At 63.1% G+C, this 15490-nt stretch carries 14 protein-coding genes; 5 read left to right on the top strand and 9 right to left on the bottom strand.

Features of this window, described 5'->3' with window-relative positions:
- Positions 1-24: 24 nt before the first annotated feature.
- The 5 genes from B0G81_RS15820 to B0G81_RS44635 all read right to left on the bottom strand — a co-directional run bounded on the left by B0G81_RS15820 (position 25) and on the right by B0G81_RS44635 (position 5933).
- Positions 25-234, bottom strand: coding sequence for a hypothetical protein (locus B0G81_RS15820; protein WP_116122157.1), 210 nt, complete (start codon positions 232-234; stop codon positions 25-27).
- Positions 235-643: 409 nt separating this feature from the next.
- On the bottom strand, positions 644-1276 hold the full coding sequence (locus B0G81_RS15830) for a response regulator transcription factor (protein WP_116122159.1): 633 nt from the start codon (positions 1274-1276) through the stop codon (positions 644-646).
- Positions 1254-2903 carry a response regulator gene (locus B0G81_RS15835; RefSeq protein WP_134137265.1) on the bottom strand — a complete coding sequence of 550 codons (1650 nt, stop codon included), beginning with the start codon at positions 2901-2903 and terminating at the stop codon, positions 1254-1256. Before B0G81_RS15835 ends, B0G81_RS15830 begins: the two co-directional genes overlap by 23 nt.
- Positions 2900-5065 (bottom strand): ATP-binding protein, encoded by a 2166-nt coding sequence (locus B0G81_RS15840; RefSeq protein ID WP_134137267.1) that lies wholly within the window; start codon positions 5063-5065, stop codon positions 2900-2902. The genes B0G81_RS15835 and B0G81_RS15840 overlap by 4 nt, the downstream gene beginning before the upstream one ends.
- Before the next feature lie 199 nt (positions 5066-5264).
- The gene (locus B0G81_RS44635; RefSeq protein WP_243856478.1) at positions 5265-5933 is read right to left on the bottom strand and encodes a hypothetical protein; all 669 of its coding nucleotides are present in this window, start codon (positions 5931-5933) and stop codon (positions 5265-5267) included.
- Here B0G81_RS44635 and B0G81_RS15850 point away from each other — a divergent pair.
- Both B0G81_RS15850 and B0G81_RS15855 read left to right on the top strand, forming a co-directional pair.
- Positions 5928-6809: an ABC transporter substrate-binding protein gene (locus tag B0G81_RS15850; protein ID WP_134137271.1), complete on the top strand. Its 882-nt coding sequence runs from the start codon at positions 5928-5930 to the stop codon at positions 6807-6809. The two genes, B0G81_RS44635 and B0G81_RS15850, sit on opposite strands and share 6 nt — an antisense overlap.
- Positions 6810-7004: 195 nt before the next feature.
- Positions 7005-7502 (top strand): hypothetical protein, encoded by a 498-nt coding sequence (locus B0G81_RS15855; RefSeq protein ID WP_134137276.1) that lies wholly within the window; start codon positions 7005-7007, stop codon positions 7500-7502.
- 22 nt (positions 7503-7524) lie between these two features.
- On the opposite strand, the gene B0G81_RS15860 is transcribed toward B0G81_RS15855, so the two are convergent.
- On the bottom strand, positions 7525-9771 hold the full coding sequence (locus B0G81_RS15860; RefSeq protein ID WP_243856480.1) for a PAS domain S-box protein: 2247 nt from the start codon (positions 9769-9771) through the stop codon (positions 7525-7527).
- 531 nt (positions 9772-10302) lie between these two features.
- On the opposite strand from B0G81_RS15860, the gene B0G81_RS15865 reads away from it, so the two are divergent.
- From B0G81_RS15865 to B0G81_RS15875, 3 genes are all read left to right on the top strand, one after another.
- Positions 10303-11622: an MFS transporter gene (locus B0G81_RS15865; RefSeq protein WP_134137280.1), complete on the top strand. Its 1320-nt coding sequence runs from the start codon at positions 10303-10305 to the stop codon at positions 11620-11622.
- A gap of 50 nt (positions 11623-11672) precedes the next feature.
- Entirely contained in the window at positions 11673-12641 is a 969-nt protein-coding gene (locus B0G81_RS15870) for a dihydrodipicolinate synthase family protein (RefSeq protein ID WP_134137284.1), read from the top strand.
- Positions 12642-12752: 111 nt separating this feature from the next.
- On the top strand, positions 12753-13829 hold the full coding sequence (locus B0G81_RS15875) for a LacI family DNA-binding transcriptional regulator (protein WP_208328539.1): 1077 nt from the start codon (positions 12753-12755) through the stop codon (positions 13827-13829).
- A gap of 28 nt (positions 13830-13857) precedes the next feature.
- Here B0G81_RS15875 and B0G81_RS45585 read toward each other — a convergent pair whose 3' ends face one another.
- Genes B0G81_RS45585 through B0G81_RS15890 form a run of 3 tightly spaced genes read right to left on the bottom strand, consistent with a single transcriptional unit; the run spans position 13858 to position 15465 of the window.
- Positions 13858-13932, bottom strand: coding sequence for a hypothetical protein (locus B0G81_RS45585; protein WP_134143131.1), 75 nt, complete (start codon positions 13930-13932; stop codon positions 13858-13860).
- Between the two features lie 22 nt (positions 13933-13954).
- Positions 13955-14653, bottom strand: coding sequence for an SDR family oxidoreductase (locus B0G81_RS15885; protein ID WP_134137286.1), 699 nt, complete (start codon positions 14651-14653; stop codon positions 13955-13957).
- Positions 14654-14697: 44 nt separating this feature from the next.
- On the bottom strand, positions 14698-15465 hold the full coding sequence (locus B0G81_RS15890; protein WP_134137289.1) for a DeoR/GlpR family DNA-binding transcription regulator: 768 nt from the start codon (positions 15463-15465) through the stop codon (positions 14698-14700).
- Between the last annotated feature and the right edge of the window lie 25 nt (positions 15466-15490).

Raw genomic sequence — 15490 nt, forward strand, 5'->3', positions numbered from 1 at the left:
GGATGCCCCGGCGCGTCCGCTGCGTCAATGCACCACGCCGAAGATCGCGTTAACGCCCTCCGCGGGCGTCAGGCCCACGTCGAAGTAACCTTCCAGCCTCAAAGCGGTCGCGTCGTCGAGTATGAAAGGCGGCCGGATGAAGCCGGTCGCGAATGCGTGGTCGTACCAGTCGCTCAGCCACGCGCGCAATTTGGTTTCGTGGCCCGACAGCGTCCCCAGGTTGTCTGCGTTCATCGATAAACTCCTTTGTGCGGCCTTGTTCACGTCAACTGGCGAGCGGTTCGAAGCTCATTCTGCACAGATCCTTTGCCGGCGGAAATACGTGCCAGGTACCATCGTCGTGCCGGAAGAAGAACAGCAGGATCGGACCGTCCGGACGCCTGATTTCGACGCATACCCGGCAAATCCGACCGTCCGGCGAACCATGCAGCGTAAGCACACGAACGGGTAGCGTACCCGCCGTTGCCAATAATTTGTCGCGCAGTCCGCGTAGTGAGCTTTTTGTCGCATCCACATCTGCCCCCGCACTTCAGGTTCCGATTTGACAATCGTGGGACAACGGCGAGGATTCTTCAGTCAGCAGCGCCGGATTGTTGATTCGGGAAATGCTGCTTCTCGCCTCAGGATATCCCTAAAGCCTCTGTCACTCCGTCACCAGACCGTGCCTGATCGCATACCGGATCAGCTCGGCGTTGTTGTTGAGGCCGAGCTTTTGCATGAGACGCATCTTGTGGGTGCTGATGGTCTTGGCGCTGAGCGAACACGATTCGGCAATCTCGTTGATGCTTTGACCGGCCGCCAGCATCCGTAATACCTGAAATTCACGGTCGGACAACACCTCGTGCGGCGGCGCATCGCCGGAATGCGTTTCGAAGACCATGGCGTCGACCAGTTTCGGGTCGATGAATCGCCCGCCTCCGGCCAGTTTACGGATCGCCGCGAGCAGCACGTCCGGATCGCTGTCTTTCGTCACATAACCGGTCGCGCCGGCGCGCAGCGCGCGCGACACGACCTGCGCCTCGTTATGGATACTGAGCACGAGGATCGGCAAGGGCGGCTGCTCGAGGCGTACGCGGCGGATCAGATCGACTCCGCTGATGCCGGGCATCGTCATGTCCAGCAGCACGAGATCGAAGCGCCTCGCGCGCAGCCGGTCGAGTACTTCCGAACCTTGCGCGGCTTCGGCGGCGACGACGATATCCGAGGTCGTCGCGATAATCTGTTTCAGGCCGCCACGCACCACGGCATGGTCGTCAGCAATCAGGACGTCGATCATTTTCTGCCCCGCCTGTATGCGGAATGTGAATGGAAATGGCGGTGCCCATGCCCGGCGCACTGTCGATGGTCATCGCGCCGCCGATCAGACGCGCGCGCTCCTGCATGCCGAGCAGTCCGTAGGAATACCCGGTCCGCGCCATGTCGGGATCGAAACCGCAGCCGTCGTCGCTTACGTGAAGTTTGAGCGCCGACGCCGTGCTGGTCAGCGTCACGTCGGCCCGCGTTGCATGCGCGTGGCGCCCGACGTTGGTCAGCGAAGCCTGAACGATACGAAATACCGCTGTGGCGCACGTCTCCGGCAGCACCGGTTCGCCTCCGTTGATATGCAACTGGCAAGGAATGCCATGGCGCCGAATGAAGTCCTCCACGAGCCACTCCAATGCCGACACAACCCCGAAGTTCAGCGCCACCGGCCGCAGATGGTTCGCGACATTGCGGACCATCCAGATGGTCCTTTCGACGAGTTCGCGCATGTCGTCGGCTTTGCGCATCGCGTCCGGATCCTGGCCGAGGCGCATTTTCAGCAGCGAGACATCCATCTTCAACGCGGTCAGCAACTGGCCGAGTTCATCGTGAATCTCCATGGCGATGCGCTTGCGCTCTTCCTCGCGAATCGCCTCCATATACGCGGACAACTCGCGCAACTGGTTACGCGATTCGAACAGCTCCTGTTCGATACGTTTGCGCGACGTAATGTCGCTGAGGCCCACGTAGATCGCCGGAGCATCGCCGAAGGTCGCGACGCGCGCGGTCGCCATGGCCCAGAACGGGGAGCCGTCCACGCGCCGCATGTGGACTTCGCTGTTGTTGAAACTGCCCTCCGTGCGCAGATGCGAGACGAGCCGGTCACGATCGACGGGGTCCATATAGAAGTCGACGATATTGGTCAGCGTGCGCATGCCGGTATCGAGACCGAACAGTTCTCGCAGCGGTTCATTCACGTACAGAATGACGCCTTCGGGCATCGACGTGATGCACAGCGGGATCGGGCTGGTTTCGACAATCGTGCGAAAGCGCGCTTCGCTCGCCTGCAATTTCGCTTCCGCACGGCGGCGCTCGTCGATCTGGGCGGACAGCCGCGCGTTCGACTCCGCGAGTTGCCGCGTGCGCTGCTCGACCTGCTGTTCCAGCGCATCGCGCGCGCTCGACAGTTCCGTCTCGGCCTGCTGGCGCACCGCTATCTCGTTCAGAAGCAGGCGGTTCTGCGCGATGAGCTGCCGGTGCATCACGCGCAAGGCGAGATGAGTTTCGATGCGCGCCATCATTTCATTGACGCGCACAGGCTTGGCCACGTAATCGACGCCGCCGGCCGAGAAACCCTCGACCATGTCTTCCGCGCCGGTCAGCGAGGTCATGAAAATCACCGCGATATCGCGCGTGCGCGGATCCGCCTTGAGCCGCCGGCAGGTCTCGAAACCGTCGATGCCGGGCATCTTCACGTCGAGCAGGATCAGGTCGGGTTGAGAAAACAGCGCGCGTTCGAGCGCCTCTTCGCCGTCTAGCGCGACGAGTACCCGAAAGCCGCGGTCCGTCAGGCTCTCCACGACCACGCCGAAATTCGCCGGCGTGTCGTCCGCGATCAGAATGGTCGGCCGTTCGCCGGCCTCCGTGTTGAGCTCGTTCATGGCCTGGGCTCGACATTCAGATGCCGCTCGACCAGATTAAGGATGGCTTTGGACTGGTAGTCGCGAGCGAGCGCGCAGAGTTGCGCCGTGAACGAGCGATAACGTGAATCGCCCGCCGCCACACTCTCGGCCCAGACGATAATTTCATGCATATCGCCAAGGCGGGCAAGGTGATGCAGTTCTTCCATCTGTTGCTGGGGCACGGCCGCAAGACTGATTTCGGGCGTCGCTGCGCGAGCGGACGACGGCAGCGACGCATGGCTCCACGTCAGTCCGAGCAAAGTGGCAATTTGCGCCAGTAGCGCTTCCAGGTCGACCGGTTTGGGCAGGAAGGCGTTGACGCCCGCTTCAATGCTCATCACCCGGTTGACCCCGGATGGGCTGGCGGACATGGCAACGATGGGGACATTGGCGAACTCCTGCGATTGGCGCAGGTTGCGTGTGAGGTCGAATCCGTTCATCTCGGGCATCACGATGTCCGTGAGAACCAGCGCGGGTTGTTCGCGCTGCGCCACCTCCAGCGCCTCGCGGCCGTTTTCCGCCTCGACGGTATCGAAGCCGAGACGGCCCAACAGATCCACGATGATCGCGCGGTTGATCTCGACGTCGTCGACCACCAGCACCTTCCTGCGCGGCCCTTCATAGCCCGTCGCGCTGAACGAGAGCGGCGCCGGCTCCGCCGTCTTGCGCAACACGGGTGCCACGTTCGCTGCCGTCAGTTCGAAGCGGAAGGTGCTGCCCTGCCCGATCTGGCTCTCCACCTCGATCTCGCCGCCCATCGCTCGCACGAATTCGCGGCTGATGGCGAGGCCAAGCCCCGCCCCGCCGGCTCGCCGCTCGGCCGCGCCCAACTGCTCGAACGGCTCGAAAATCGTATTCAACTGATCGTGACCAATGCCGATCCCCGTGTCGCGCACCTCGAAACGAACACGGTTCGGCTCGGACCGCGAGATATGCAGGCTGACGCACCCCGAATCGGTGAACTTCACGGCGTTGGCAAGCAGGTTGAGCATGACCTGCCGCAGGCGCCGCTCATCGGCACGGACACCGGCGGGCGCTTCTGCGCTGATGTCGCAAATGAAGTCGAGGCGCTTCTGCTCCGCTTTCACGCCGATGATGTCGCGAATGACATCGACAAACCCCGCCAGCGGCACGTCGCCGATTTCGACACGCAGCTTGCCGGCTTCGATCCTCGCGAAATCGAGCGTGTCTTCAATCAACGTCAGCAGATGTTCGCCACTATGGCGAATGGACGCAGCGCGTTCGCGCTGCCGCTCGCTTAGCGTGTCATCACGTTCAAGGATCTGGGCGTAGCCGAGAATGCCGTTCAGCGGCGTCCTCAACTCATGGCTCATATTCGCGAGGAATTCGCCTTTGGCCCGGTTGGCCGCCTCCGCCAGATTGCGTGCTTCGCGTTCAGCCGCCGTGTCCTGCTCGTCGCGATACGCGCAATACAACCGCGCGCCCATCGCATTGAATGCGGCAGCCACGCGATCCAGTTCGTCCGGCTCGCGCCGTTTGCGCCGCTGGAGACTGAACGGCCGGGGCGGTTCACGGAAATCGTAGTTCTCCACCATGCGCGCGATGGCCGCGACATGCCGCATCACGAGACGGGACAGAATGTAGACGATAAACAGCGAGACGAGAAAGGTGTTGGCGGCCTGAGTGACCAGGATCATCACCGCGGTGCGCGTCAGTTCATGGTAAAGGTCGAGCAGCGTGGCCTCGACGTAGAGCTTGCCGATCTCGCGCTGCTTGCCTTGCACGCTGTAGTAGAGCGGGAATTCGCGGGCGATGACCGGACCGGCCGAGCGATGGCCCGCGCTCAGATAAGGAGATTGCCCCTCTTTGCCCGCCTCACGAATTTCCACGGCACGAATGTCCGGGAGACGCAGAATGCCGTTCAACTCCAATTGCAGCTGCGAACCATCCAGACGCCAGAGCGCTTCCGCGAGACTGTCGCGATTGCTGCGATCAATGTCCGCAAGGCGATTTTCAATCTGCTCCACGCCCCGGTAGTAGTCGCTGTAAAGCTGCAATCCGGTCAACAATACGGTGACGACGCAACTGACCAGCAGCACAGTCACGAGAAGCCGCGAGACAAGGCTACTCCTGAAGCTGCCGATCAAACTCCACCATGCGTCGAACAGGTTGTGCTTCATACATCCCCGCGAGTGCTACGGTTCTTGTTTCGTCTATTCTGCACTCGTTGCGCGCTGCGCGGCCCAGATCTGTTGGCCGCCGCATCGGCAGGGTGGCGATTTGACGTTCGCCTGCCCCAGCCAGCCAGTTACTCTCATTTGCCGGTCTGCGCCGGTGGTGTTTCCGGGAGAAACGCGTTCCGATCGAGCTGACGTGAATCTACATGACGTACATGTTCGATTCGACAGGCGACATATCGTTGATCGCCGGCGGCAAGCAGATTCGCGGATACAGCAGAATTTCATCGATGCATGACGTCAGCTCGCCGAGGATCGGCCGCACGCGGCCGCCAAGGGCGTCGGGGTTCGACGTCCTCAGTTCGCGCAATCCGTCCGACAATTTTTTCACGGACGCGTGCCCCCAATCCGGCAGCGGCCAGCAGTGCAACAGATAGCAGAGCGGTATCACGCTTCTGCTTTCACACCAGATGTCGAACAGGCGCTCGCAGCCGGCGTTGAGGAATTCAACCGCGACTTCGCGGCTTTCCGAATGACCGTTCATAACGGATCCACTGAGATAGACGATTTCGATAGACCATCCTAGGGAGGCCGAAAGTGTCACACAGTCAGGAAGCGCGGAAAAATGCACTTCCGATCCGCTGAATATGCCGTCAGGAAATCCTGAATGGCCGTGCACGAGCGTTCGCGCGCCTGGGGCCTTGCGTCGACCTGTTTCAGATCGCATCGCGCTGCCTGACAAAGGGATTACACGATTTGTCAGCACCGGCAGGACGTGGCACGATGAAACACCAGCCAGGCAAGAACCTGTGCGGACAAGCGCCTGTTTGAGCGCGTCACGGCTGATTCGAGAAACCATCCATTCATGCATCGCAGGCGCTTTGTTCTGGCCGCGCTAAGTGCGGCGGGCAGCACGCTTCGGGCACGCGCCGCCCCGGCCGACCCGCCCGTCCACTTCGACATCGTCTATCCCCGCATTCGGCCTACCCGCGACGTGCAAGCCGCGTTTGCGCTCGCCGTGCTCGATCTCGCCATGAAAACGGCCAACGCCGCGTACACGTTGCGATCGGCCGACATCGAAATGGAACGCGGCCGCGCGCTTGCCGAACTGGCCGGCCCCGACAATATGATCAATCTGCACTGGACGAGCATGGAGGCGCAGGCCGAGCGCGGCCGGAACGTCGTGCGGATTCCGATACACCGTGGTCTGATCGGCCACCGGGTGTTCATCATCCGGAAGGATCGGCAAGCCGATTTCGACAAGGTCGAACGCTTCTCCGATCTCAAAGCATTCATGTGTGGTCAGGGACTCGGCTGGATCGATACGAAAATCCTGAGAGCTGCCGGCCTGAACGTCCAGACCTCGACCTATGACACGATGTTCGAGATGACCCAGGGCGGCCGCGTCGACTTTTTCCCACGCGGCTTAGTGGAAGCATTTACCGAACTGGAAGGACGCCAGCACCTGGAGCCTGATCTCGCGGTCGAGAACCGGCTGTTGCTGAAGTATCGATCGGATTTCATTTTCTATGTTGCAGCGGGCCATGAAGCACTGGCACAGACCATCGAAGCGGGGCTCGTCGCCGCGTATCGCAATGGCACGTATATGAGGCTGTTCAACACCCATCATTACATTCAGGATGCGCTCGCGCGCGGAAATATCGCGTCCCGGTTGACCTTCACGCTCGACAACCCCTTCCTTTCCGAAGCCGACCGGAGGATTCCAGACGAGTACTGGATGAGCTGATGCCGCCAACGGCGGCTTACTCCGTTGGCAAAAAAAGAAATGCCCGGGCCAAAATCAGGAAATCCTGACATCAAGCTGAATCGGGCGTCGCCGTATACATGGAAAGGCGGCGCGAATCCCCCGACGCGACGTCCTTTCGAATGCAGGCGGGGTCATTCATCGCCACTCACGAATCCCACACATGGACATTGACAGGTGAAGCCGCACACGTTCGTCCTACAGGCGCGGCTTTGCGATCGCGCCACCGCGCTCAAGACGCGCATGGCCGAAGCGCATGACAAAGCGCAGCAACTGGTCGAGCGCGCCGAGGGCTGCCTCGCGGTGCTGGATCATGTGCGGCAGGGCACGTCCACCGCGGCCAACATTTCACTCGCGGACGATGCAGGTCCGCTCATCGCGGCGCTGTATCGCGCGGAAAGCGACTGGCACGATCAGTTGCGGATGTTGAAGGCGCTGCTGACCGAACTCATGCATCAAAGTCGAAGCAACCGCGGTGAAATCGAGTCGCTGGCCGCGCTTGCGTTTCGCTCGCAGACGACTCCTGAAGCAATCGCCGCAGCCGAGCGCGCCGTCGAAGTGCATCAGTCCCACTTTCAGGAAGTCGACACGCAACTCGAAGTGGCGCGCGCATGGTTCGAAAGCTTCGACCTGCAGATCAACGCGATTGTCGCCGGTTTGCGGAAGTCGTCTTAAGGTTCGATCAGGTTCTCGACTGCTATGAAGCGTCGTCGGCCGGTATGCACACGGTGATCGACGTGCCGCTGCCCGGCGCGCTGAGCACCGAAATCTCGCCGCCCAGCATCAGCACGCGTTCTCTCATGCCCACCAGCCCGAACGACTTCATCCGCGCCGCCATCGAATCGAAGCCGCAGCCGTCGTCGCTTATTTCGAGGACCCAGCAGCGTCCGGTCCGTTCGAGCGAAATCGTGACCTGGGTCGCCGCGGCATGACGCGCGACATTCGTGAGCGCCTCCTGCACGATGCGAAACAGTGCGATTGCCCGCGCCTCGTCGAGGACCAGACTATCGTCAGGAATCCGTAGATGGCAGGCCACCCGGCCGTCGCGCGAGAATTCGGCGGCCAGCCACTCCAGCGCTGCGACGATGCCGGCATCGATTGCGGCGGGACGCAGCGATGCAACCACATTGCGAACCACCTGCATGGTGTCGTCGGCGAGCGCCAGCAGGTCCCGGAAACGCCCGGCCAGCGCCGGATCGTCTTGCGCGAACTCGATTCGCATGGCCGATACACCAAGCCGCAGCGCCGTCAGTTGCTGTCCCAGTTCGTCGTGCATCTCGCGGGCAATGCGCTTGCGCTCTTCCTCACGCGCGGTTTCGCGTAACGACGTCAACTCCTGCAACAGCGCATAGGATTCGCGCAAACGGAGTTCGGCCTCCATCCGCTCGGTGATGTCGGTCCAGATCGTCAGCGCACCGCGTATGTCGCCGTTGGCGCCGTGCTCGGGCACCGCGCTGACGTGCCAGCCCACTGGCTTGCCGTTCTTCTCCGACGTGAGATCCACCTTCGCGCCGATGCCGCTTGCCATCACCTGCTCCAGCGTGGCGGTGATCATCCGCAACTCGGGCATCACACTGTCCGATAGCTCGGCAGGCGCTTTATCGATGGCGTCCGCCGCGCGAATCCCGTTGACCTGTTCGAACCTCGGATTGACGTAGCTATAGCGACAGTTGCGGTCGTAGCGAACGATCATCTCCGGCGCGTTTTCGGTCAGCGTACGAAACAGTTGCTCACTGCGCTTGAGTTCGTCGATATCGCGGCAAATGGCAAGGACGGTGGCGACCTGGCCGTCGGCGGCAAACTCCGGCACCATCCGCATGTGCCCCCATCGCACCTCGCCGTTGGCGTTGCGGAACCGCACTTCGTCCATGCGCTCCGTGCCGGTCTCGACAACGCTCCGCAGCCGGTCCCGATACCGTGGCACATCGACCACTGGCGACTCGTCCACGCTTCCCGTGCCGGTGGCTTTGTCGGCCGTCGACGGCAAGATCGCGCTCAGTGCCGGATTGGCGTAGATGCGCCGGCAGTCGCGGTCAAAGCGCGCGATGTAGTCCGGCGAATGCTCGACCAGCGCCCGGAATGCCTGCCCGCTCGCATGCAAGCGCTCTTCGGCCTTCTTGCGTTCGGTGATGTCGCGCCCCAGCGCCAGCACGCTCGTGATCTCGTCATGCAGCCCGCGCTCCGCGAGAATGCGGACGTGGTGATAGCTCACGTCATTCGCGCCGTTGCGCAACGTGAGTTCGTGCGTGCGTTCCGCGCCTGTTGCCAGCGTGGCCGCCAGCGCATTCTGATAGGCGACGAACTGGGGATCGGCGGTGTGTTCGGTCGGCGTCGCACCGAGCATTTCGTGCAGGGGACGGCGCAGTATCGCGGCAAGTCCGGAGTTGGCATAAACCAGCCGACAGTCGAGGTCATACCGGCAAATGATATCGGGCGTGCTTTCCGCGAGGCGGCGGAATTGCGCCTCGAGTTCCAGTTGCGCGATCAGGAGCTGCTCGGTGCGCTTGCGCTCGGTAATATCGCGCACGAGCGCGAGGTTATACGGTTGGCCTTCGTACTCGAAATAGCTCGCGCTGATCTCGACCGGCAAGGTCGTGCCATCCTGGCGGCGCTGCATCGACTCGATCATTATCGAGCCGTTCTCGCGCAGCTCTTTCCAGACGTCGAGCCACCGTTCAAAGTTCCACTCGGGATCGATATCCATCACGCGCATCCGCAGCAACTGCGCCTGACTGTATCCGAGCATGCGGCAGGCCTCCTCATTGACGTAGATGAAGCATGCATGCTGGTCGATCAGATAGGCAGCATCGCTGACCAGGTTGAGCGCGTAGCTCTTCAGGTGCATGAGCGCATCTGGCTCGGCCGTGGGGAGTTCGAGGCGCCCATCATCCTGCCGGGTCGCGGCTGCCGGCGCCTTGCGTGGGTCACCGCTGATCTCTTTCATTGAATTGCGCGCGTGTCGGGTCAGTGGTTGCGTGTCTTCGTCGATAACCGGGCCCGTTCGCCTGTATTGCGGGCAGGGCAGACAACTTATTCGATAAGCATAGCCCGGAATGCGCCGGCGGAAAATTCGGTCTGGCGCTAGGCGAAGGAGCGATCAGCCGCCTCTTCGCTTTCAGCAACGTGGCATTCGTCGGCCAATCGCCGGGGTTTACCCTTCAACGCATCGCTATCGCTTGCAATCTCTTCGCAGAAAGGCACAAAATGTAAGCGCTATCATTTAGACATGTGAAGCGAAGTTGCTAGCAAAATCCCGTGATTCGCGTAAAAGCACCGCTTAATGTAAGCGCTAACATAGGTGATGGAACGAAGTATTCGCCTTCACCCACGTTGACGCCACGCTCAGCGCGATGCGCAAAAGCGCGCGGACATCGACCAACGCGCGCCGACATAGACGCGCACATTCCGGCCGTCTGACATCGCATCAGCGCGGCTTGCTCACACCCGCCGAAGACATGAAACGGAGACAACGATCATGAGCGCAACACCGAGCCTCGAGCAGGCGCCACCGCGAATCCGCCGCGCCCAGATCGTGGCGCTCACACTGCTGATGGTGAGCGGCATCGTCAACTATCTGGACCGCGGCACGCTCGCGGTCGCCAATCCGCTGATCCGTCACGACCTCGGCCTGTCGCTCGGACAAATGGGACTGCTGCTGTCCGCATTCTCGTGGAGCTACGCGCTGTTCCAGTTGCCGGTGGGCGGCCTCGTCGATCGCATCGGACCGCGCAAGCTGCTCGGCATCGGCCTGATCGTCTGGTCGCTCGCGCAGGCCGCGGGAGGATTCGTCTCCACCTTCGGCTGGTTCATCCTCGCGCGGATCGTGCTGGGCATCGGCGAGGCGCCGCAGTTTCCGTCGGCGGCCCGGGTGGTCAGCAACTGGTTTCCGCTGCGCGCGCGCGGCAAACCGACCGGCATTTTCAACTCGGCGTCGCCGCTCGGCACAGCGCTCGCACCGCTGTGTCTTTCGGTTCTCGTCGTGCAGTTTCACTGGCGCTGGGCCTTCATCGTGACGGGCGTGGTCGGCCTCGTCGTCGCGCTCGTGTGGCTCGCGGTGTACCGCGACCCTGTGAAGGCGACCATGACCGAAGCCGAGCGGCACTATCTCGAAGGCGACGAAGCGGACCGCAAGCCGGCACCCACGGTCACCTTCGCTGAATGGCGCTCGCTGTTTTCGCACGGCACCACGTGGGGCATGCTGATCGGCTTCTTCGGCTCGGTCTATCTCAACTGGGTGTACCTCACGTGGCTGCCCGGCTATCTGACGATGGAACGCCACATGAGCCTGATGCACACGGGCGTCGCGGCATCCATACCGTTCTTCTGCGGTTTTCTGGGCTCGCTGACGGCCGGCTGGTTCTCCGATCTCATCACGAGCCGCAGCACGAGCCCGGTTGCGAGCCGCCGCAATGCGGTGGTGATCGCCATGCTCGGCATGGTCGCGTTCACGATTCCGGCGGCGCTCGTCGAGAGCAACACGATCGCGATCGTATGCATCTCGGTGGTGATCTTTCTGGCGAATGCCGCATCCGCCAGTTCCTGGGCGCTCGCCACCGCCGCCGCGCCGCCGAACCGCGTCGGCTCGCTCGGCGCGATTCAGAACTTCGGCGGTTTTCTGGGCGGCGCCCTCGCCCCGATCCTGACGGGCTATATCGCGCAGAGCTGGTCGTTCGTCCCCGCGCTGCTCACGGCCGCGGGCATCGCCTTCATCGGAGCGATGAGCTATCTCCTGCTGGTGCGCAAGCCGATCGAAGACCCGTCCGTCCAAACCGAACCCGTGCGAGCGCCCGCGTAAAACGCGCGCGCCGCCCCGACTCAACGAACCCTTGCAGGGAGATCACGCGCATGACCACCTTCAACCAAGCTGCCACGTCGATCGAAGGCATCGTCCCCGTGATGCTGACGCCATTCGACGACGCCGGCGCCATCGATTACGCCGGACTCGAACGCCTGATCGAGTGGTATCTCGCGCATGGATCGGATGCGCTCTTTGCCGTCGCGCAGTCTAGTGAAATGCAGTTCCTGACGCTCGCCGAACGGGGCGCGCTGGGACGCTTCGTCGTCGACAAGGTGGCGGGCCGCATCCCGGTCGTGGTCTCCGGCCATATCAGCGACGACCCCGACGCGCAGGCCGAGGAACTCAACGCCGCGGCACGCACCGGCGCACAAGGCATCGTGCTGGTGACGAACCGGCTCGATCCGAAGCAGCAGGGCACGGAGACGTTCACGGCAAACCTCCGGCAACTGCTCGCGCGCCTGCCGTCCGACATTCCGCTCGGGTTGTACGAATGCCCCGCGCCCTACCGCCGTCTTCTCTCCGATGACGAACTGAAGCTGTGCATCGACACCGGCCGCTTCATCATGCTGAAAGACGTGAGCTGCGATCTCGCCACGGTCAAACGGCGCGTCGCGCTCGCCGAAGGCTCGCCGCTGAAAATCCTGAACGCCAATGCGGCCATTGCGTGGGACGCGATGAAGGCGGGGTCCGCCGGCTTCAACGGCGTATTCACGAACTTCCACCCGGATCTGTACAACTGGCTGCGCAACCGCGCGGCACAAGATCCAGTTCTGGCAGAAGAGCTCGCTACGTTTCTCGTGCTCGCCGCCGTCTCCGAATCGCTCGGCTATCCGGCTCTCGCGAAGATCTACCATCAACGGATCGGCACGTTCGGCTCGATTCGCTGCCGCGTGATCGACTACGACGTGCGCGAACGCTTCTGGGCGCTGGACGCGGTGCTCGACAAGATCGTCGCCGGCACTGAGCATTTCCGTGGGCGTATCGCGGCACTCGGAACGAACCGCCCGGTCCGCTAGCGTTTGACTGGAAGATTTCCAGGTCACAGGAGCGTCCGCCGCCGCTGTCGCGCGCGTCCGCGGCGGTAAGATGGCGGGCGTTCCCCGATTCACTCTGCGCGCTCCAACCTGATGCCTGACTCTCTCGACCCGCCGGCCGCCGCCCGCACCCAGACGAACCGCGCTCGCCGCGGCACGGGCCGCAGCGTGCTTTCCGATGTCGCCAAGCTCGCGGGCGTCTCCACCGCGACCGTCTCGCGGGTCTACAACGAGCCGGACAAGGTCTCCGCGAACGTACGTGAGCGCGTCGAGCATGCCGCGCTCACATTGAACTGGTTTCCGAACGCGGCGGGCCGCGCCCTCGCCTCCACGCGCAGCCACATCGCCGGCATCATCATTCCGACTTTGGATGATCGCGTGTTCGCCTCACAAGTGAGCGGCATGCAGGCGGCGTTCGCGGCGCGCGGCATCACGCTGGTGCTCGGCTGCTCCAATTACGACCCCGCGCAGGCGCTCACGCAGGTGCGCGCGATGCTGGCGCGTGGCGTGGAAGCGATGGCCGTGGTGGGCGAGGCTCATCCGCCCGAACTGTTCGATGCGTTGCGGCTCTACCGCGTGCCGTATGCGGTGACCTACGCGTATCGCAAGGACAGTCCCCACACCTGCATCGGCTTCGACAATCATGCGGCCTATGAGGAGATCACCGAACATCTGATCGGCCTCGGGCACCGCGCGTTCGCGGTGTGCATCCAGCCGACGCGCGACAACGACCGCGTGCAGGCACGCGTCGCGGGCATTCGCGCGACACTCGAACGTCACGGCCTCGCGGTGCGGCCGGAGCATATGTTTGAAGGCGAATCGACGATGGGATTCGGGCGGCGCAGTCTGCGCACGATCTGGCAAGCGTCGGGCGAGCGTCCCACCGCGATCGTCTGCGGCAACGACGCTATCGCGCTGGGCGTGTTGCGCGAGGCCGAGGAACTGGGCATTGCAATTCCGGGCGAATTGTCCGTCACCGGATTCGACGATCTGGAAATGGCGCGGGAGATCCGCCCCGCGCTGACCACCATGCGCGTCGACACCTACGAGATCGGGCGGCTTGCCGCGCAGTATCTGCTCGACACGCTCGACGGCAAGCGTCCGCTGCACGGGCACGAGGTGCATGCGTTGTTTCAGCTCAGGCAGTCGACGGGACCGGCCGCGAGATAGTCTCGCGGCGCGATGCCTCATCGACGGGCTACAGCGTGGCGGTCACGCCGCCGTCCACGTAAAGAACGTGGCCATTGACGAAGTTCGACGCGTTGCTCGTCAGGAAGACCGCGGCGCCGACGCATTCAGAGAGACGCGCCGCCGCACATCACGATCTGTTGACCGGTAATCGACCCGCCCTCCGGCCCCAATAGGAATGCGGTCAAACCGGCCACTTCCGACGGTTGAACGAAGCGGCCGAGCGGCGGCATTTTCGGTGGAGTGCCCGCGCGCGCCGGATCGCGCAGCAAGGGTGTATCGGTCGCGCCGGGAGCGACCACGTTGACCGTGATGCCGCGCGGCGCAAGTTCGGCCGCCCAGGAGCGGGCCATCCCGACCAGCGCCGCTTTGGTGGCCGCATACTGGCTGCGCGTAGGCGCGCCGTTCGCGGTCCGGCTGCCGATCAACACGATACGGCCACCCGCCGGCATATTCGGCAGCAAGGCGTTGGCGAGAAATGCGGCTGAATCGACGTGGATGCGCCACATCGCGGCGCCGTCGTCGGCGGAGAGTTCGCCGAGCGGCGCTGTTCTCATGAAGCCGGCGGCATGCACGAACGCATCGCATGCGCCGATCGATTCGACAACCGGTGCGAGCGCCGCGAAGTCCGTCACGTCGACGGGAACGATGGTCAGATGTTCAACGGCTTGCGTCGCCGGCCTGCGGCACAAGCCGGTAACGCGCCACCCTTCGTTCAGCAAACGTTGAGTGATCGCCAGGCCGATACCCGACGAGGCCCCTGTCACCACGGCATGCCGCTGCTTCACCTGTGTCGTCGTTTCCACTTCACTCCCCCTGGCTATCCGTAAAGAGGAGACGCCGGAAACGCTTATCGAACCGCTACCGTCTCCACCGTCACCTCGCCTCGTTCGTCGAACAAGGCCAGTTCATGCGGCTCGGCCGCGTCATCGGTAATCAGCGTCCACTCACGTTCGAGGGGCGTCCAGTGCTGCTGGCTGGCGCGCCCGAGTTTGTCGGCTGTCACCAGCACGAACACGCTCGCGGCCTGACGAATCACGCATTCCTTCAGATACGCCTGCTCCGCCGTCGCCTCGCACAAGCCACGCGCCGCCGTTACGCCGTCGGCGCCGAGAAACGCCTTGTCGAACGTGAGGCGGCTCAATGCCAGTTGCGCGAGCGGCCCGAGCGTACTCATGCTCGAAGAACGGATGTCGCCGCCTACCAGCGTCACGCGCACCTTGCTCGACGCCAGCGCGCCGACCACCAGCAGGTTGTTCGTCACCACATGCACCGAGTGCTGTCCGATCAACTGACGCGCGAGCGCCGCGGTGGTGGTGCCGCCGTCGAGAAACAGCGTGTCGTCTTCCTGCACATGCGCGAGCGCGGCGCGTGCAATCGCATCTTTCTGCTCGCGAAAGCTTTCGCTGCGTTCGTCGAGCGAGGCCTCGGGTTCATGCGCGCTGACCGCAGCCGCGCCGCCGTAGGTGCGCAGGATCTGGCGGCCTTCCGCGAGCGCCCGCAGATCGCGCCGCACCGTTGCCTCGGACATGCCGAAGTGCTCGCACAACGTCCCGACATCTGTCATCCCGCCCAGCACAGCGTGAAGCATCGCCTCGCGGCGTTTCGCAACTTTCATGATCTTGGATCGGAGGAACCGGTTT

Source organism: Paraburkholderia sp. BL6665CI2N2 (genome assembly GCF_004366535.1).
Lineage (GTDB): Bacteria > Pseudomonadota > Gammaproteobacteria > Burkholderiales > Burkholderiaceae > Paraburkholderia.